Raw genomic sequence first — 19,358 nt, forward strand, 5'->3', positions numbered from 1 at the left:
GTCACCGCTTGTGCCGTACGCGGGCGGTCTGACGGGCTATTTTTTACCGACGGTAGGCATAGTGGCCCACAGAGTCAGGCAATCGGCGGCTTAAACTGCTAAAGTGCCGCCCGTTATTACTTAAGAGGATTGTTCCAATGGCGACTAACCGTTCCCAGCGTCTGCGCAAAAAACTGTGCGTCGATGAATTTCAAGAGCTGGGTTTCGAACTGAACCTGGATTTCAAAGAAGATTTGGCTGATGAAGCCATTGATGCTTTCCTCGATGCGTTCCTCAAAGAAGCCATGGAAGCCAACGGCCTGGGTTATGTTGGCGGCGACGACTACGGTCTGGTTTGCCTGCAGAAGCGTGGCTCGGTCAGCGCTGAACAGCGCGCTGCCGTTGAAGCCTGGCTCAAAGGCCGCACCGAGCTGACCAGCGTTGAAGTCAGCCCGCTGCTGGACGTCTGGTACCCGGAAAAGCCGATCAATCCGGTAGCTTGATGTTCTGAAAAAAACGGCGACCCGAGGGTCGCCGTTTTTTTGCCTGCTCTTTGTAGGAGCGAGCTTGCTCGCGATGAACCTGAGAGCGCCGCGGGGTCTCAGGTTTCCAGCGTTATCGTTGACGACCATCGCGAGCAGGCTCGCTCCTACAGTTCAGGATCACCAGCGTCACCACCCCCGCGACAATCCCCCAGAACGCCGAACCGATGGAAAACAGCGTCAGCCCCGATGCCGTGACCATGAAGGTGATCAGCGCGGCTTCACGCTCCTTCACTACGCTCATGGCAATGCTCAGGCCGTTGATGATCGAGCCAAACAGCGCCAGCGCAGCAATCGACAGCACCAGTTCCTTGGGCAGCGCGGCAAACAATGCGGCGAGCGTCGCGCCGAACACGCCGGCGAACCCGTAGAAAATCCCGCACCAGATGGCTGCGGTGTAGCGCTTGTTGCGATCTTCATGGGCGTGCGGTCCGGTGCAGATCGCTGCGCTGATCGCCGCCAGGTTGATCCCGTGCGAGCCGAACGGTGCCAACAGCAAGCTGGCGATGCCGGTGGTGGTGATCAGCGGCGAGGCTGGCACCGTGTAACCGTCGGCGCGCAATACGGCGATACCGGGCATGTTCTGTGACGTCATGGCGACGACAAACAGCGGGATGCCGATGCTGATGGTCGCTGCCAGGGAGAAGTGTGGCGTGGTCCAGACCGGCGTCGCCACCTCCAGGTGAAAACCGCTGAAGTCCAGCAGCCCCATGAAGCCTGACAATGCCGTGCCGATCAGCAATGCCGCCAACACCGCATAGCGCGGCGACAGGCGCTTGACCAGCAGATAAGTGACAAACATCCCCAATACCAGGCCGGCGCGGTGTTGCGCCGCGACGAAAATCTCGCTGCCGATCTTGAACAGGATCCCTGCCAGCAGGGCGGCGGCCAAGGATGCCGGGATTTTTTTCACCAGCCGTTCGAAGCTGCCGGTCAACCCGCAAATCGTCACCAGCACCGCGCAGGTAATATAGGCACCAATGGCCTCACCGTAGCTCACGCCGCCCAGGCTGGTGATCAGCAGCGCGGCACCAGGGGTCGACCAGGCAATGGTGATCGGCGTGCGATAGCGCAGGGACAGGCCAATGGAGCACACCGCCATGCCGATGGAAATCGCCCAGATCCACGAAGAAATCTGCCCGCTGCTCAGGCCCGCCGCTTGCCCGGCCTGAAACATCAGCACCAGGGAGCTGGTGTAGCCGGTCATCATGGCGATGAACCCGGCGACGATGGCCGAGGTCGAGGTATCGGCCAATGGACGGAGTTGGGTGTGCGTGGCGTCGTTCATGACGGCGGTGTTCCTTATACCAATGAAGATGTCCGCAGCGATGCAGAGCCATGTGGGAGCGGGCTTGCTCGCGAAGAGGGCGTGTCAGTCGACATTGATGTTGCTGACAGACTGCATTCGCGAGCAAGCCCGCTCCCACAGGAGGGCGGATTCTGCGAACAAGCCTAAACTCAAAAGTAACCAGGCGTTGCGATACAGCCGAGGCAACATTCAGCCGTACAGTCGTGTTGCCACCATCCATTGTGTACAATCGTGGTGTTTTTTACGCGATACTTGCCAGCGACCCACTGTGCCGTATTACAGTCACCGTCAATTCGCCGCAGTTCTTCCGACTCGAGTGCCCATGAACGAACAGTTGCAACCCCTAAAGAAACAGCCGCGAGCAGGCAAAGCCGGCCGCAGCGGTACCCAGGACGATATTGTCTACGCGCATATCTTCGAGGCCATCCTCGAGCAGCGTCTGGCGCCCGGCACCAAGTTGAGCGAAGAAGCGCTGGGGGAAATTTTCGGGGTCAGCCGCACCATCATTCGCCGCGCCTTGTCGCGCCTGGCCCATGAAGGCGTGGTGCTGCTGCGTCCGAATCGCGGCGCCGTCGTCGCCAGCCCGAGCGTCGAAGAGGCGCGACAGGTGTTCATGGCCCGACGTCTGGTCGAGCGCGCGATCACCGAATTGGCGGTGCAGCACGCCACCGCCGAGCAGATTGCCGAATTGCGCCAGATGGTCAACGACGAGCGCGACAGCTTTTCCCGTGGCGACCGTGGTGCCGGCATCCGCCTGTCGGGCGAATTCCACCTGAAACTGGCCGAAGCGGCAAAAAACGCCCCGTTGATCAGCTTCCAGCGCAGCCTGGTGTCCCAGACTTCGCTGATCATCGCCCAGTACGAAAGCGGCAACCGTTCCCACTGCTCCTACGACGAGCACACCCAGTTGATCGACGCCATCGAGAAACGCGACGCTGAACTGGCGGTCGACTTGATGATGCATCACATGGATCACATCGACAGCAAGCTCAACCTCGACGAGGAAAGTGCTTCGGATGATCTGCATGCGGTGTTCTCGCATTTGTTGCAGACCAAGAAGCCAGGGCGTTCGCCAGCGAAAATCTGATGGACCGCGGTGCCTGCTTCGCGAGCAAGCCCGCTCCCACATTGGAATGCGTACACCTGTGGGAGCGGGCTTGCTCGCGAAGGCGGCATCAATGACACAAAAAATCCCCCGGGGCTGAACACCACCGGGGGATTTTTTATGCCTGGCAAATTTTACCGCTGATGCACCAGATTCCCCGCCGCATAAGTTTGCAGCACCGTCCGGTCATCCCCCAGCGTCATCAACACGAACAACGTCTCGGCGATGTTATTGGCCTGCTTCAGGCGATAGCCCAGCAGTGGCGTGGCGTTGTAGTCCAGCACCAGGAAGTCGGCGTCGGTGCCCGGTTGCAGGTTGCCGATCTTGTCTTCCAGACGCAGCGCGCGGGCGCCACCGAGGGTTGCCAGATACAGCGACTTGAACGGGCTCAGGCGTGCGCCTTGCAGCTGCATGACCTTGTAGGCTTCGTTGAGGGTTTGCAGCAGCGAGAAACTGGTGCCGCCGCCCACATCGGTGCCGATGCCGACATTGAGCTTGTGCTTCTCGGCCATCGGCAGGTTGAACAGGCCGCTGCCGAGGAAGAAGTTCGAGGTCGGGCAGAACGAGATGGCCGAACCGGTTTCTGCCAGTCGCGCGCACTCCTCATCGCACAGGTGCACGCCGTGGGCGAACACCGAGCGCTCGCCGAGCAACTGGTAGTGATCGTAGACGTCCAGGTAGCCCTTGCGTTCCGGGAACAGCTCCTTGACCCACTCGATCTCCTTGAGGTTTTCGCTGATGTGGGTCTGCATGTACAGATCCGGGTATTCAGTCAGCAACTGGCCGGCCAGGGTGAGTTGTTCCGGGGTGCTGGTCGGTGCGAAACGCGGGGTGACGGCGTAGTGCAGGCGACCCTTGCCGTGCCAGCGCTCGATCAACGCCTTGCTTTCCACGTAGCTGGATTCGGCGGTGTCGGTCAGGTAGTCCGGCGCGTTGCGGTCCATCATCACCTTGCCGGCGATCATCCGCAGATCCAGCTGTTGGGCGGCTTCAAAGAACGAGTTCACCGATTGCGGGTGCACGCTGCCGAACACCAGCGCGGTGGTGGTGCCGTTGCGCAGCAGTTCCTTGATGAAAATGTCCGCGACTTCGTCAGCGTGGGCCTTGTCGGCGAACTGGCTTTCGCACGGGAAGGTGTAGGTGTTGAGCCAGTCCAGCAATTGCTCGCCGTAGGCGCCGACCATGCCGGTTTGCGGCAAATGGATGTGGGTATCGATGAAGCCGGGAGTGATCAGTGCGTCCTGATAGTGGGTGATTTCGACGTCGGCCGCCAGGGTCGGCAGCAGTTCGCTGGCGTGGCCGAGGGCGCTGATCTGGCCGTTATCCACAACCAGCAAACCGTCTTCGAAGTACTCGTAGGAGGCTTCGATGCCCACGATGGCAGGGTCGGCGATGCTGTGCAGGATGGCGGCGCGGTAGGCTTTTCGAGTCAGAGGCATGAGAATTCTCAGTTGGAGGCTTGGCTGCGGCGTGACGCAGGCAGCAATTTGGCAATCGATCCGGTGCTGGCGGTGTGCTGACCGAAATTCGCGTTATAGGTGGCGATGATTTCGCCGGCGATGGAGATGGCGATTTCCACAGGCAACTTGCCTTTGACTTCGCCGATACCCATCGGGCAGCGCATGCGTTGCACGACGCTGGTGTCGAAGCCGCGGTCGCGCAGGCGATGTTCGAACTTCACGCGCTTGGTCTTCGAGCCGATCAGGCCGAAGTAGGCGAAGTCGTTGCGCTTGAGAATCGCGGCAGTGAGTTCGAGGTCGAGTTGATGGTTGTGGGTCATCACGATGCAATAGCTCCCGGCAGGGAGATCATCGACTTCATCCACCGGTTCTTCGCTGACGATCTTGCGTACACCATGGGGGATCTGTTCGGGAAACTCCGCATCCCGCGAGTCGATCCAGCGCACCCGGCAAGGCAGGCTGGCCAGCAGTGGCACCAGCGCCCGGCCCACGTGGCCGGCACCGAACACGGCGATCTGCGCCTGTACCTGGCCCATCGGTTCGAACAGCAATACCGTGGCACCACCGCAGCATTGGCCGAGGCTGGCACCGAGGCTGAAGCGCTCCAGATGGGTGTCCTGTTTGCCGCTGGCCAGCATCTCGCGGGCAATCTGCATGGCCTTGTATTCCAGGTGTCCGCCACCGATGGTGTCGAAGGCCTGGTTCGCGCTGATGACCATCTTCGAGCCGGCATTGCGCGGCGTCGAGCCGAGCTCTTCGATGATGGTTATCAGCACGCAGGGCTCACCCCGGTTTTGCAGGTCGGCGAGGGCGTCGATCCAGTTGTACATGTTCACCTCGACATCGTTGTTGTCTGTTCGGGCCTCTTCGCGAGCAAGCCCGCTCCCACAGGGGATTGCATTCCAAATGTGGGAGCGGGCTTGCTCGCGAAGGCGGCGCCTCGGTCTTAGAGTGAAGCCAGCTCGGTTTCAGCCTCGACAGCCTTCGCCGCCTTCAACTGGCGCATCTGCTCACAGCCCCACAACACCCGCTCCGGGGTCGCCGGTGCATCGATTTTCGGTTGATGCCTGTAATCGCCCAGGCTCGCCACCGCGTCCTTGATTGCACACCACGAGGCGATGCCAAGCATGAACGGCGGCTCGCCCACGGCCTTGGAATGGAACACCGTGTCTTCCGGGTTCTTGCGGTTTTCCACCAGCTTCACCCGCAGGTCCAGCGGCATGTCCGCCACGGCCGGGATCTTGTAGCTGGCCGGGCCGTTGGTCATCAGCTTGCCCTTGTTGTTCCACACCAGCTCTTCCATGGTCAGCCAGCCCATGCCCTGGATGAAACCACCCTCGACCTGGCCGATGTCGATGGCCGGGTTCAGCGAGGCGCCGACGTCGTGGAGGATGTCGGTGCGCAGCATCTTGTATTCGCCGGTCAGGGTGTCGACCAGCACTTCGCAGCACGCCGCACCGAAGGCGTAGTAGTAGAACGGCCGGCCACGGGCCTGGCTGCGGTCGTAGTAGATTTTCGGGGTCTTGTAGAACCCGGTGCTCGACAGCGACACCTGAGCGAAGTACGCCTGCTGGATCAGTGCTTCGAAGGTCAGGATATGGTCGCGTACGCGCACGTGGCCGTTGTGGAATTCCACGTCCTCTTCGCTGACCTTGTATTGGCGGGCAGCGAATTCCACCAGGCGTTGCTTGATGGTTTCCGCCGCGTTCTGCGCGGCCTTACCGTTAAGGTCGGCACCGCTGGAAGCGGCGGTCGGCGAGGTGTTCGGTACTTTGTCGGTGTTGGTCGCGGTGATTTGCACGCGGTCCATTTCGACCTGGAACACTTCGGCCACGACCTGCGCGACCTTGGTGTTCAGGCCCTGGCCCATTTCCGTGCCGCCGTGGTTCAGGTGGATGCTGCCGTCGGTGTAGACGTGCACCAAGGCGCCTGCCTGGTTGAGGAAGCTGGCGGTGAAGGAAATACCGAATTTCACCGGGGTCAGCGCCAGGCCTTTTTTCAGGATCGGGCTATTGGCGTTGTAGCGACGGATGGCTTCGCGACGCTCGGCGTACTGGCTGCTTTCTTCCAGTTCGGCGGTCATCTCCTCGAGCATGTTGTGCTCGACGGTCTGGTAGTAATGGGTGACGTTGCGCTCGGTCTTGCCGTAGTAGTTGGCCTTGCGCACTGCCAGCGGGTCGAGGTTCAGATGCCGGGCAATCGCGTCCATCACTTCTTCGATGGCGACCATGCCTTGCGGGCCGCCGAAACCACGGTAGGCGGTGTTCGACGCAGTGTTCGTCTTGCAGCGATAACCGTTGATGGTCGCGTCGCCCAGGTAGTACGAGTTGTCGGAGTGGAACATGGCACGGTCAACAATCGAGTTCGACAGATCCGGCGAGCAGCCGCAGTTACCCGCCAGTTCCAGCTGGATGCCATGCAGGCGCCCGCTGTCGTCGAAGCCCACGTCGTATTCGACATAGAACGGATGGCGCTTGCCGGTCATCAGCATGTCTTCGACCCGTGGCAGGCGCATCTTGGTCGGTTGGCCGGTCAGGTGCGCGATCACCGCGCACAGGCAGGCCGGGCTCGCGGCCTGGGTTTCCTTGCCGCCGAAACCGCCGCCCATGCGGCGCATGTCGACGACGATCTTGTTCATCGACACGTCCAGCACTTCCGCCACCAGTTTTTGCACTTCGGTGGGGTTCTGCGTGGAGCAGTAGACGATCATGCCGCCGTCTTCAGTGGGCATTACCGAAGAGATCTGGGTTTCGAGGTAGAAGTGCTCCTGGCCGCCGATGTGCAGCGTGCCCTGGATACGGTTTTTCGCGGTCGCCAATGCCCCTGTCGAATCACCGCGTTGATGGGTGTGGGTGTCCAGCACGAAATGCTTTTTGCGATAGGCCTCGACCACGTCCAGCACCGGTTCCAGGTCTTCGTATTCGATCACGGCGGCCATGGCGGCCTTGCGTGCGGTCTCCAGGTCGCGGGCGGCCACGGCCACCACTACCTGACCGACGAACTGCACCGTGTCGATGGCCAGCAACGGGTCGCCGGGCATCAATGGGCCGATGTCTTTCAGGCCCGGTACGTCTTCGTGGGTAATGGCGATGCGCACGCCTTCGAAGGCGTAGCAGGGCGCGGTGTCGATGCTGATGATGCGGGCATGGGCGCGGTCCGACATGCGCGCATAAACGTGCAACTGGTTCGGAAACTCCAGGCGGTCGTCGATGTACTGCGCTTCACCGGCGACATGCTTGGCGGCGCTGTCGTGCTTGACGCTGCGGCCGACACCGGTGGTCAGGTCCTTGGCGAACAGTTCAGCCAATTCGGCTTGGGTCTTCTCTACGGCGTGATGATTAGACATAAGCGGTCACCCGAGTCTCGATGTGCGGTGTTTGCAGTTCGATGAAGTATTTGCGCAGCAGGTTCTGCGCGCTGAGCAGGCGATATTCCTTGCTGGCGCGGAAGTCCGAGAGCGGCGTGAAATCTTCGCCCAGGGCGGCGCAGGCGCGTTCAACGGTGGCGTTGTTGAATGGCGAGCCAAGCAATGCGGCTTCGCAGGCGGCAGCGCGTTTCGGGATGGCCGCCATGCCGCCGAAGGCGACGCGGGCTTCAGCGACGACGCCGTTTTCCAGGCGAATGTTGAAGGCAGCGCACACGGCGGAAATGTCGTCGTCCAGGCGCTTGGAGACTTTGTAGGCGCGGAACAGTTTTTCGACGCTGGCGCGCGGCACGATGATCTTCTCGATGAACTCGCTTTCCTGGCGCGCAGTGACGCGGTAATCGATGAAGTAATCCTCCAGCGCCAGGGTGCGGCGGGTGTCGCCTTTGCACAGGACGATTTGCGCACCGAGGGCGATCAGCAGCGGTGGCGAGTCACCGATTGGCGAGGCGTTGCCGATGTTGCCGCCCAGGGTGCCCTGGTTGCGGATCTGCAAGGACGCGAAGCGGTGCAGCAGTTCACCGAAGTCCGGGTACTCGGCGTTCAAGGCCTCGTAGCAATCGGAAAGGGATGTAGCGGCACCGATTTCCAGGCGATCGTCAAAGCGATCGATGCGCTTCATCTCGGCGACGTTACCGACGTAGATCATCACCGGCAGAGTGCGGTGGAACTGCGTGACTTCCAGCGCCAGATCGGTACCGCCGGCCAGCAGGCGGGCCTGTGGATAAGCGTCGTAGAGATCGGCCAGGTCGGCCACGGTCAATGGCACCAGGCAGCGTTTGTCGCCGCTGTTGAGTTCGCCGATATCGGTCGGGGCAATGGCTTTCAGGCGCGCGATGGTCTCGGCCTCGCGGGCGTCGAACTGGTCCGGTTGCTTGGCGCAGCAGGATTGCTCGGCGGCTTCCAGGATCGGCCGGTAGCCGGTGCAGCGGCAGAGGTTGCCGGCCAGTGCTTCGTGGGCCTTGGCATGATCCGGTGCATCGCTGTTCTTTTGCAGGGCAAACAGCGACATCACGAAGCCTGGGGTGCAGAAACCGCATTGCGAGCCGTGGCACTCGACCATGGCTTTCTGCACGCTGTGCAGTTGACCTTTGTGCTTGAGGTCTTCAACGCTGATCAGTTGTTTACCGTGCAGGGACGACACGAAGGTCAGGCACGAGTTGAGGCTGCGATAGCGAATGTGTTCGCGGCCGTCATCATCCGTCTGCAATTCGCCGACCACCACGGTGCAGGCGCCGCAGTCACCGCTGGCGCAGCCTTCTTTGGTGCCGGGTTTGCCCACATGGTCGCGCAGATAATTGAGCACGGTCAGGTTCGGGTCCAGGGCGTGCTCGCTACGGAGTTCCTGGTTTAGTAAAAACTGGATCACGGAAGGCCTCGCAGACTCATTATTGTTGTTAACCGATAGGACCGAATTTAGCAGGTCTGACTTTTCGGTCAATGATTTTCTGACTTAAAGGTCAGGAAAATGCATTTTGTCGATCAACCACCTGTTCGTTAATTATTGTCGCTGGTTCGTTAGCCTGCCTTTTTGCTTGAATTTGCTTGAATCGTGCCAAAAAACCTCCGGGCGGGCACTCCGCCCTGATGCAGCAATTGCGCTACACTGCGCCGCTTGTACAGATCAAAGAGTTTGAAGGACAACCATGACGTTCAAGGCGCCGGACAGCCTCGCCGAGCAAATCGCTCACCACCTCGCCGAACGCATCATTCGCGGCGAAATGAAGCCCGGGGAGCGCATCCAGGAACAGAAGGTCACGCTGGCCCTCAATGTCAGCCGTGGTTCGGTCCGCGAGGCTTTGCTGATCCTCGAGCGCCGGCACCTGATCGCGATCCTGCCGCGCCGTGGCGCCCACGTCACCGAGCTCACGCCGCACAAGGTGCAGAGCCTGTGCACGCTGATGAGCGAGATGTACATCCTGCTGGCCAACTCCGTGGCCAGTGGCTGGAAAGTCCAGGCCGACCTGGCGCCGTTCGTGCAAATCCAGCAGCGCCTGACCGCCAGCTACGAGCGCCAGGACATCCACACCTTCGTCGATGACAGTTTCAACGTGATGCGTGCCACCTATGGGTTTGCCAACAACCCGTACTTGCAGGAAACCGTCGAGAATCTGCAGCCGGCCATGAGTCGCGCCTATTTCCTTGCCCTGGACCAGCGCAAGGCTTCGATGAGCGAGTTCCTGGAACTGTTCGAACGCTTGCTCGCGGCCGTGATCGCCCGTGACTTTGCGCAGATTCGCGTGGTGCTGACGGCTTACGCCCAGCGCAGCTGCGATCTGGTGATCTCCGCTCTGACGGACGCCTGATCTTGCGGCTCAAGTGCATCAAGCTGGCGGGGTTCAAGTCCTTCGTCGACCCGACCACGGTGAACTTCCCCAGTAACATGGCGGCGGTGGTCGGGCCCAATGGCTGCGGCAAATCGAACATCATCGACGCCGTACGCTGGGTGATGGGCGAGAGTTCGGCCAAGAACCTCCGTGGCGAGTCGATGACCGACGTCATCTTCAACGGCTCGACCAGCCGCAAACCGGTGAGCCAGGCGAGCATCGAACTGGTGTTCGATAACTCCGACGGCACCTTGCTCGGCGAATACGCCGCGTACGCGGAAATTTCCATTCGCCGCAAAGTGACCCGCGACAGTCAGACCACCTATTACCTCAACGGCACCAAATGCCGGCGCCGCGACATCACCGATATCTTTCTGGGCACCGGCCTCGGCCCGCGCAGCTACTCGATCATCGAGCAGGGGATGATCTCCAAGCTGATCGAATCCAAGCCCGAAGACCTGCGCAACTTCATTGAAGAGGCCGCGGGGATCTCCAAGTACAAGGAGCGCCGGCGCGAGACGGAAAACCGCATTCGCCGCACCCACGAAAACCTTGAGCGCCTCACCGACCTGCGCGAAGAGCTTGAGCGTCAGCTCGAACGCTTGCACCGCCAGGCCGAGGCCGCCAAGAAGTATCAGGAATTCAAGGGCGAGGAGCGTCAGCTCAAGGCCCAGCTGTCGGCCTTGCGCTGGCAGGCGCTGAACGATCAGGTCGGCCAGCGTGAAGCGATCATCGGTAATCAGGAAGTTTCCTTCGAAGCCCTGGTGGCCGAGCAACGCAATGCCGACGCGAGCATCGAGCGCCTGCGTGACGGGCACCACGACCTGTCGGAGCGCTTCAATCTGGTGCAAGGGCGCTTCTACTCGGTCGGCGGCGACATTGCCCGGGTCGAGCAGAGCATCCAGCACGGCCAGCAGCGTCTGCGGCAATTGCAGGACGACCTGAAAGAAGCCGAGCGCGCACGCCTGGAAACCGAATCGCACCTGGGCCACGACCGCACGCTGCTGCTGACCCTCGGCGAAGAGCTGGACATGCTCACCCCGGAGCAGGAAGTCACCAGCGCCGCCGCCGAAGAGGCCGCTGCCGCGCTGGAAGAATCCGAAACCACCATGCATGGCTGGCAAGAGCAGTGGGATACGTTCAACCTCAGCGCCGCCGAGCCGCGCCGTCAGGCCGAAGTGCAGCAATCGCGGATCCAGCAGCTGGAAACCAGCCTTGAGCGTCTGGCCGATCGCCAGAAGCGTCTTGGTGAAGAGCGCGCCTTGCTCTCGGCGGACCCGGAAGACGCGGCGATCATGGAACTCAGCGAGCAGCTCGCTGAATCCGAAGCGACCCTTGAGGATTTGCAGACCAGCGAAGAAGCACAGGTCGAAAAGCTTGAGCAATTGCGTCAGGAGCTGCAGCAGGCGCTGTCGGCGCAACAACAGGCCCAAGGCGATTTGCAGCGGCTCAACGGGCGGCTGGCTTCGCTTGAAGCCTTGCAGCAAGCCGCGCTCGACCCGGGTACCGGTACCGCCGAATGGCTGCGCGAGCAGCACCTGGCGGATCGTCCGCGCCTGGCCGAAGGGCTGAAGGTTGAAGCCGGTTGGGAGCTGGCGGTGGAAACCGTGCTCGGTGCCGACTTGCAAGCGGTGCTGGTGGACGATTTCAACGATTTCGATCTGTCGGGCTTTGCCCAGGGCGATTTGCGTTTGCTCAGCCCGGCCAGCGATGGCGTACGAGTGCCGGGCAGCTTGCTGGACAAGGTTGAAGCGCAGATCGACCTGTCGCCATGGCTGGGGCAGGTCAAGCCGGTCGACAGCCTTGAACAGGCCTTGGCCTTGCGCGGGCAACTGGCTGCCGGGCAGAGCCTGATCAGTCGTGACGGTTACTGGGTCGGTCGGCATTTTCTGCGGGTGCGCCGGGCCAGTGAAGCGGAAAGCGGCGTGCTCGCCCGTGGTCAGGAAATCCAGCAACTGGGCCTTGAGCGCGAAGCGCTTGAAGCCGCTGTCGAAACCCTGGAAACCCAACTGCAGAATCTCAGGGCCCAGCAGCGTCAGCAGGAAAACGGTCGCGAACATTTGCGCCGCTTGCTGCAGGACGAAGCGCGTCAGCAAGGTGAGTTGAAGGCTCAATTGTCGGCCGGCAAAGCCAAGGTCGAGCAATTGACCCTGCGCCGTACCCGCCTCGACGAAGAGCTCACCGAGCTGGACGAACAACGCGCCCTGGAGCACGAAAACATCGGCGAAGCGCGCCTGCAATTGCAGGAAGCCCTCGACAGCATGGCGCTGGACACTGAGCAGCGTGAGTTGCTGCTGGCGCAGCGCGACAGTTTGCGTGAGCGCCTGGACCGGGTGCGTCAGGAAGCGCGGCAACACAAGGATCACGCCCACCAGTTGGCGGTGCGTTTAGGTTCGCTCAAGGCACAGCATGATTCGACGCGCCAGGCGCTGGAGCGTCTGGAGATGCAGTCCGAGCGGCTGACCGAAAAGCGCGAGCAACTGAGCCTCAATCTGGAGGAGGGCGAAGCGCCACTGGAAGAATTGCGTTTGAAGCTCGAGGAGTTGCTCGACAAACGCATGACCGTCGACGAAGAGCTCAAGACCGCGCAGATCGCCCTTGAAGACGCCGACCGCGAATTGCGCGACGCCGAGAAGCGCCGCAGCCAGGCCGAACAACAATCCCAGTTGATTCGCAGTCAGCTCGAAACCCAACGCATGGAATGGCAAGCCCTGACCGTGCGCCGCAAGACCTTGCACGACCAGTTGCTGGAAGACGGCTACGATCTCCACGGCGTACTTGCGACATTGACTGCCGAGGCCAGCGAGAAGGAAGCCGAGGAAGAACTTGAGCGCATCGCCGCGAGGATTCAGCGCCTGGGCGCGATCAACCTGGCGGCCATCGATGAGTACCAGCAACAATCGGAGCGTAAACGTTATCTGGATGCCCAGAATGACGATCTGGTGGAAGCGCTCGACACCCTTGAGAACGTGATTCGCAAGATCGACAAGGAAACCCGCAACCGTTTCAAGGATACCTTTGATCAGATCAATGGCGGTTTACAGGCGCTTTTCCCAAAAGTTTTCGGTGGAGGCCGCGCGTATTTGGAACTGACGGGCGAAGATTTACTCGATACAGGGGTAACAATCATGGCGCAGCCGCCCGGAAAGAAGAACAGCACCATCCATTTGCTCTCCGGCGGCGAAAAAGCCCTGACCGCATTGGCCCTGGTTTTTGCGATCTTCAAATTGAATCCGGCGCCGTTCTGCATGCTCGATGAAGTTGACGCGCCGCTGGATGACGCTAACGTTGGACGCTACGCGCGATTGGTAAAAGAGATGTCACAGACAGTGCAGTTCATCTATATCACCCACAACAAGATCGCCATGGAAATGGCCGAACAACTGATGGGTGTGACGATGCACGAACCCGGTTGTTCACGTCTGGTGGCAGTGGATGTCGAGGAGGCGATGGCGATGGTGGACGCCTGAGTCGTGATTGCAGGAAGAGTGTTTACGGTTCGTAGGACTCTTTTCCACGCTTCGACTTGCTGGCCAATCGACATATTCGCGCTAGCCGACGTGGTAGACGGTGTAAAGTTACCTTTGGTCGTGCTAGTTTAATGTCAATTTTTCGTATACGTGGGCAAAACGCCTGTCAGAACATAGAGTTGGCGCCACGTTTTAAAGCGGTTTACAGGTTGTAAACCCCTTATTTTTCAGCATTTTTCATAGAGGCACGGGATTACATGGAAATCGGTCTGCGCGAGTGGCTGATCGTCATCGGCATAATTGTCATTGCCGGTATTCTTTTCGATGGCTGGCGCCGTATGCGCGGCGGCAAGGGAAAACTGAAGTTCCGTCTTGATCGAAGTCTGTCCAACCTGCCGGACGAGGACAGCAGCGCCGAGCTGCTGGGCCCGCCGCGAGTGCTGGACACCCATAAAGAGCCGCAACTGGACGAGCAGGACCTGCCGTCGGTGAGCATGCCGGCCCGGGAGCCTCGCGAGTCGGGCTCCAAGCGCGGCAAGCGTGGCCACAGCGAGCCTTCCCAGGGCGACATGAACCTCAGCCTGGATCTGGACGGCGGCCCGAGTTTCAGCAGCCGCGACGATGATTTCCCGGCCGAAACCAAGTCCTCGCCATCGGTCGGCGACAAGGAACAGCCGCAAGCTGAAGAAGTGCTGGTGATCAGCGTGATCTGCCGCGACGCTGCCGGCTTCAAGGGCCCTGCGCTGTTGCAGAACATTCTGGAAAGCGGCCTGCGTTTCGGCGAGATGGATATTTTCCACCGTCACGAAAGCATGGCGGGCAACGGTGAAGTCCTGTTCTCCATGGCCAACGCCGTCAAGCCGGGCGTATTCGACCTGGACGACATCGACCACTTCAGCACCCCGGCGGTGAGCTTCTTCCTGGGCCTGCCAGGCCCTCGCCATCCGAAGCAAGCCTTCGACGTGATGGTGGCCGCGGCGCGTAAACTGTCCCAGGAGCTCAACGGCGAACTGAAGGACGACCAGCGCAGCGTACTGACCGCCCAGACGATCGAGCACTACCGTCAGCGCATCGTGGAATTCGAACGCCGCGCCCTGACCCAGAAGCGTTGATTGAAATGGTTATTCCCGCGCGGCGCGCGGGATGATCGGCAAAACGGATTGAGCAGCCTCGGCTGCTCTTTTGCTTTATGAGAGAACACCCATGACCGCCGCCAAGAACCGTATTTTAGAGCTGCGCGCTGAGCTGGATCAGCACAACTATCGTTACCATGTGCTCGACGAGCCGAGCATTCCGGACGCCGAATACGACCGCTTGTTCAACGATCTCAAGGCGCTGGAAGCGGCCAATCCCGAACTGATCACCAGCGACTCGCCCACCCAGCGAGTGGGCAGCGCGGCGCTGTCGGCGTTTACCCAGGTGCGCCACGAAGTACCGATGCTCAGCCTCGGCAACGCCTTCGAAGAAACCGACATGCGTGAGTTCGACCGTCGGGTGACCGAAGGCCTGGATTTGCCGGCGGGCGACCTGTTCGGTGGCGGCGCAACCGTTGAATATAGCTGTGAACCCAAGCTCGATGGCCTGGCCGTCAGCCTGCTGTATCAGGATGGCATCCTGGTGCGCGGCGCGACCCGCGGTGATGGCACGACTGGCGAAGACATCAGCGTCAACGTGCGCACGGTACGCAATATTCCGCTCAAGCTGCACGGCACTGGCTGGCCGGCGACCCTGGAAGTGCGTGGCGAAGTGTTCATGTCCAAGGCCGGTTTCGAGCGGCTCAATGCCACGCAGCTGGAAGTCGGCGGCAAGACCTTCGCCAACCCGCGCAACGCGGCGGCAGGCAGTTTGCGCCAGCTGGATTCGAAGATCACCGCCAATCGTCCGCTGGAATTCTGCTGCTATGGCATCGGCCAGGTGTCGGCGGACATTGCCGACACGCACGCCGGCAATTTGCAGCAACTCCAGGCCTGGGGCATGCCGATCAGTCATGAGCTGAAGCTGGCGCAGGGTATCGCCGAATGTCTGGATTACTACCGCGACATCGGTGAGCGGCGCAGCGCGCTACCTTATGAAATCGACGGTGTGGTGTTCAAGGTCAACAGCATTGCCTCCCAGCGCGAACTGGGTTTTCGCGCCCGTGAGCCGCGTTGGGCCATCGCCCACAAATTCCCGGCGATGGAAGAACTCACCGAACTGCTCGATGTGGAGTTCCAGGTCGGCCGCACCGGTGCAGTGACGCCGGTGGCGCGTCTGAAACCGGTCAAGGTCGCCGGTGTCACGGTGGCCAACGCCACGCTGCACAACATGGATGAAGTGGCGCGCCTGGGCCTGATGATCGGTGACACGGTGATCATCCGTCGTGCGGGTGACGTGATTCCGCAAGTGGTGCAAGTGGTCATGGAGCGTCGTCCGGAAAGCGCCCGGCCTGTGCAGATTCCCGAGCTGTGCCCGGTGTGCGGTTCCCATGTCGAGCGCACGCAACTGATCAAGCGCAGCAAGGGCCGCGAGACGGTCAGCGAAGGCGCGGTGTATCGCTGCGTCGGCCGCCTGGCCTGTGGCGCGCAACTCAAACAGGCAATCATTCACTTCGTGTCCCGGCGCGCCATGGACATCGAGGGCCTGGGTGAGAAGAGTGTCGAGCAACTGGTGGACGAAGGCCTGGTGAGTTCGCCGGCCGATCTGTACGCCCTGACGTTCGAGCAGATCGTCGATCTGGAAGGCTTTGCCGAGCTGTCGAGCAAGAACCTGCTCGGCGCCATCGAAGACAGCAAGAGGCCAGGCCTGGCACGGTTCATCTACGCCCTCGGCATTCCCGATGTCGGCGAGGAGACGGCCAAGGTGCTGGCCCGCTCCCTGGGTTCGCTGGAGCGGGTGCAACAGGCCTTGCCACAGGTGCTGACGTACTTGCCGGACGTCGGGCTGGAAGTCGCGTACGAGATCCACAGCTTCTTCGAGGACGCGCACAACCAGCAGGTGATCGCCGATTTGCTCAAGCATGGCATGCAGATTCAGGATCAGGGCGAGTTGGGTGCCGAGTTTGCCGCAAGTACGACATTGGGCGGTTTCCTCGACAAGCTGCATATTCCGTCGGTCGGTCCGGGAGGGGCGCAGAAACTGGCGGACAAGTTCGGCTCGTTGCAGGCGGTGATCGGCGCTGACTGGCTCGACATGCGTCAGGCGCTACCGGAGAAACAAGCCAATTCGGTGCGCGAGTTCTTTGCGCTCGAAGAAAATCGCCAATTGGCCGAAGCGGCCGAGAAGCAACTGGTCGATTTCGGCATGCACTGGCAGAGCGAGAAGAAGGTTGTCGAAGGCTTGCCACTGGCCGGGCAGACCTGGGTGCTGACCGGCTCCCTGGAGCTGATGAGCCGCGATGTGGCCAAGGACAAGCTCGAAAGCCTGGGGGCCAAGGTCGCCGGCTCCGTGTCGGCCAAGACCCATTGCGTGGTGGCTGGACCCGGCGCGGGCTCCAAGTTGACCAAGGCTAATGAGCTGGGCTTGAAAGTGCTGGATGAAGAGGCGTTTGTTGAAACATTGCGCGGGTACGGCAAGGTAGATTGAGCAGCAATTCAACCTGTAGGAGCGAGCCTGCTCGCGATGGTGGATCAGGCGCATTGATGTCGACTGACACTCCATCGCGAGCAGGCTTGCTCCTACAGGGGGTGCGTTCGACCTGGGAACGATCCTCCTTGGGAAATGATCTAGTCTTGGCAAGCCCAGGGAGAGATCGCCATGTACCGTTTCTTCGAACAGCTCAGCTCGCGCATCACCGCGCCGTTCATGGGTGAAAGTTCGCGCAACAGCAAGGTGTGGCCATGTCGTTGCGGGCAGTCGCTGTTTTTTCGCAACAGCCAGTGCCTGGCCTGTTCGGCGGCGTTGGGTTATCAGCCGGAGCAGAGTCGCTTGTCCTCACTGCAGCCGGGTGCGCAAGCGGGCACCTGGCTGCTTGATGTCGATCTGGAGGCTGGCCTGTTTCGACGTTGCGCCAACCTCGATTCCCCGGCGGCCTGTAATTGGTTGCTGCCTGCCAATGACCATGAAGTCTTGTGCGTTGCCTGCAGTCTCAATCGCACCATTCCTGATCTGTCGATAACCGAGAATCACGAGCGCTGGCGCAAGGTGGAAACCGCCAAGCGGCGTCTGGTCGCGCAACTGGTCAGCCTGGGGTTGCAGGTGCTTCCCAGGACAGTCGATGAAGAGGCTGGTCTTGCCTTCGATTTCATCGGCATGGACCTCGAAGGCAAACCGCCCACCACGGGGCATGCCAATGGCTTGATCACCCTCGATATAAAGGAAGCCGACGACGCGCACCGCGAGCAGATGCGAGTGCATTTGCACGAACCCTATCGCACGCTGCTCGGGCATTTTCGTCACGAGGTCGGGCATTACTACTGGGACCGCTTGATTGCCAGCAGCCATTGGCTGGAGCCTTTTCGCCGGTTGTTCGGCGATGAGCGCGCCAGCTATGCCGAAGCCATTGAGCGACATTATCAGCAGGGTGCGCCGCCCGACTGGCAACAGCACTACGTCAGCGCCTACGCGACCATGCACCCGTGGGAAGACTGGGCGGAAACCTGGGCGCATTACCTGCACATGATGGATGCCGTGGACACCGCGCTGGGCTTTGGCATGAGCGCTCGGGAACTGGAATTCGACTATCAGCCGTTTCCGCCTGAAACCCTCTACGATCCGCAGCATCCAGGTGGCGGGGCTTTTCTGTCATTCGTCAATGCGTGGATCGAACTGGCCGGCATGCTCAATGAACTGTCACGCAGCATGGGGCAGCCGGATTTCTATCCGTTCGTCCTGCCGCCTGCGGTGATCGCCAGGCTGCACTTTATCCACCTGGTGATTCAGCAGGAGGGCGGCAGGGCGGACGAGGTGCTTCAGGCGCAATAGCAAGTGCTTGAACCCCCTCATATTTTTAATCCTAACCAACGGTTGTAACTTCGCCTCAGATAGGTACAATGGCGCGGCTCGCCGTCAGGTGAGCGTCGTTATGGTGACCCCATCGGTCCCCCCGCAACGATCAGCCGTGAACCCGGTCAGGCCTGGAAGGGAGCAGCCGCAGCGGTGACATTGTGTGCCGGGGTGTGGCTGGTGGGGTCGCCACCTATCTCTAAATCCTTGAGTCTACAAGGATTTGTCAGTAAAAAATCTCGAAGTGTGACTGCGTTCTGGTACGCCAAAGTGGTGCGCCATGCGAGCGTACAGGCTTTACGTTTGCACTCTTCAAAACCTTACTGCGCTCTCCAATTGCCTTGCTGTGGCATCTTTGCACACCTTCTCGCTGCTGGCCCAGGTTGGCAAACACTCCACACTCCATTGGCTACGTGTCCTGGTCCGATCAGGGGCAATCTTCCGTTGATTTTTTGGGTTTACCGGAGTCATCGCCATAGGCAAATCGAATAGTTGGCCATGTTGTTATGAAGATTCGATATTTGCACGGATTGATATCTGGTCCTATTGGTTATTATGGGTAAATGCTTAGTTCTATCAAGTTGTAAGGAACGATAGTTTCAAGGCATTAAGGCAGGCGTGCGTTTTGAAAGGAATCGTGAAAGTGTCGGAGTTTTGACTTGTCGCTGAGTCGGGCGGGGACGGACTTCAGTCTTGCCATTAGAGTGTTTTCAAGGTGGAGGCTTGAGGTCTGATTTTTAGCTAGGCTGTGATGAACAGTGGTGACGTAATCGCAGTGTCGACAATGTCAGTGGGTAAGGGGGTGCAAATTAAGGCACCTCA

At 60.5% G+C, this 19,358-nt stretch carries 12 protein-coding genes and 1 other RNA gene; 8 read left to right on the forward strand and 5 right to left on the reverse strand.

The window, feature by feature from the left end; genetic code table 11:
• Positions 1 to 137: 137 nt before the first annotated feature.
• Positions 138 to 482 carry a YggL family protein gene (locus tag AC06G5_RS09005; protein WP_007971486.1) on the forward strand — a complete coding sequence of 115 codons (345 nt, stop codon included), beginning with the start codon at positions 138 to 140 and terminating at the stop codon, positions 480 to 482.
• A 112-nt stretch (positions 483 to 594) separates the two neighbouring features.
• On the opposite strand, the gene AC06G5_RS09010 is transcribed toward AC06G5_RS09005, so the two are convergent.
• Positions 595 to 1,809: a benzoate/H(+) symporter BenE family transporter gene (locus AC06G5_RS09010; protein WP_480459269.1), complete on the reverse strand. Its 1,215-nt coding sequence runs from the start codon at positions 1,807 to 1,809 to the stop codon at positions 595 to 597.
• A 343-nt stretch (positions 1,810 to 2,152) separates the two neighbouring features.
• Between AC06G5_RS09010 and AC06G5_RS09015 the strand changes: the two genes are divergently transcribed.
• Complete coding sequence (locus AC06G5_RS09015; RefSeq protein ID WP_008021853.1) at positions 2,153 to 2,917, forward strand: GntR family transcriptional regulator; 765 nt, start codon at positions 2,153 to 2,155, stop codon at positions 2,915 to 2,917.
• A gap of 152 nt (positions 2,918 to 3,069) precedes the next feature.
• On the opposite strand, the gene guaD is transcribed toward AC06G5_RS09015, so the two are convergent.
• The 4 genes from guaD to xdhA form a co-directional block, all read right to left on the reverse strand.
• Complete coding sequence (gene guaD / locus AC06G5_RS09020) at positions 3,070 to 4,374, reverse strand: guanine deaminase (RefSeq protein ID WP_413705372.1); 1,305 nt, start codon at positions 4,372 to 4,374, stop codon at positions 3,070 to 3,072.
• Between the two features lie 8 nt (positions 4,375 to 4,382).
• On the reverse strand, positions 4,383 to 5,225 hold the full coding sequence (xdhC, locus tag AC06G5_RS09025; RefSeq protein WP_085716804.1) for a xanthine dehydrogenase accessory protein XdhC: 843 nt from the start codon (positions 5,223 to 5,225) through the stop codon (positions 4,383 to 4,385).
• A gap of 116 nt (positions 5,226 to 5,341) precedes the next feature.
• Positions 5,342 to 7,741, reverse strand: a complete 2,400-nt coding sequence (gene xdhB, locus AC06G5_RS09030) for a xanthine dehydrogenase molybdopterin binding subunit (RefSeq protein ID WP_480459270.1) — start codon at positions 7,739 to 7,741, stop codon at positions 5,342 to 5,344.
• Positions 7,734 to 9,188: a xanthine dehydrogenase small subunit gene (gene xdhA, locus AC06G5_RS09035; protein ID WP_480459273.1), complete on the reverse strand. Its 1,455-nt coding sequence runs from the start codon at positions 9,186 to 9,188 to the stop codon at positions 7,734 to 7,736. The genes xdhB and xdhA overlap by 8 nt, the downstream gene beginning before the upstream one ends.
• Positions 9,189 to 9,465: 277 nt before the next feature.
• Here xdhA and AC06G5_RS09040 point away from each other — a divergent pair, with 277 nt between their 5' ends.
• The 6 genes from AC06G5_RS09040 (at position 9,466) to ffs (ending at position 18,722) form a co-directional block, all read left to right on the forward strand.
• A complete protein-coding gene (locus AC06G5_RS09040) occupies positions 9,466 to 10,125 on the forward strand; it encodes a GntR family transcriptional regulator (protein ID WP_480459274.1) in 660 nt (219 codons plus the stop codon).
• A 2-nt stretch (positions 10,126 to 10,127) separates the two neighbouring features.
• Positions 10,128 to 13,616 carry a chromosome segregation protein SMC gene (gene smc / locus AC06G5_RS09045; protein ID WP_413705369.1) on the forward strand — a complete coding sequence of 1,163 codons (3,489 nt, stop codon included), beginning with the start codon at positions 10,128 to 10,130 and terminating at the stop codon, positions 13,614 to 13,616.
• Positions 13,617 to 13,873: 257 nt separating this feature from the next.
• Positions 13,874 to 14,728 carry a cell division protein ZipA gene (zipA, locus tag AC06G5_RS09050; RefSeq protein ID WP_413427383.1) on the forward strand — a complete coding sequence of 285 codons (855 nt, stop codon included), beginning with the start codon at positions 13,874 to 13,876 and terminating at the stop codon, positions 14,726 to 14,728.
• Between the two features lie 91 nt (positions 14,729 to 14,819).
• Positions 14,820 to 17,177, forward strand: coding sequence for an NAD-dependent DNA ligase LigA (ligA, locus tag AC06G5_RS09055; protein ID WP_480459275.1), 2,358 nt, complete (start codon positions 14,820 to 14,822; stop codon positions 17,175 to 17,177).
• A gap of 171 nt (positions 17,178 to 17,348) precedes the next feature.
• Positions 17,349 to 18,515 carry a zinc-binding metallopeptidase family protein gene (locus AC06G5_RS09060; protein WP_413427385.1) on the forward strand — a complete coding sequence of 389 codons (1,167 nt, stop codon included), beginning with the start codon at positions 17,349 to 17,351 and terminating at the stop codon, positions 18,513 to 18,515.
• Positions 18,516 to 18,625: 110 nt separating this feature from the next.
• Positions 18,626 to 18,722, forward strand: an RNA gene (ffs, locus tag AC06G5_RS09065) — signal recognition particle sRNA small type.
• The last annotated feature ends 636 nt before the right edge of the window (positions 18,723 to 19,358 follow it).

It is taken from the genome of Pseudomonas sp. WT-JTC (assembly GCF_056711565.1).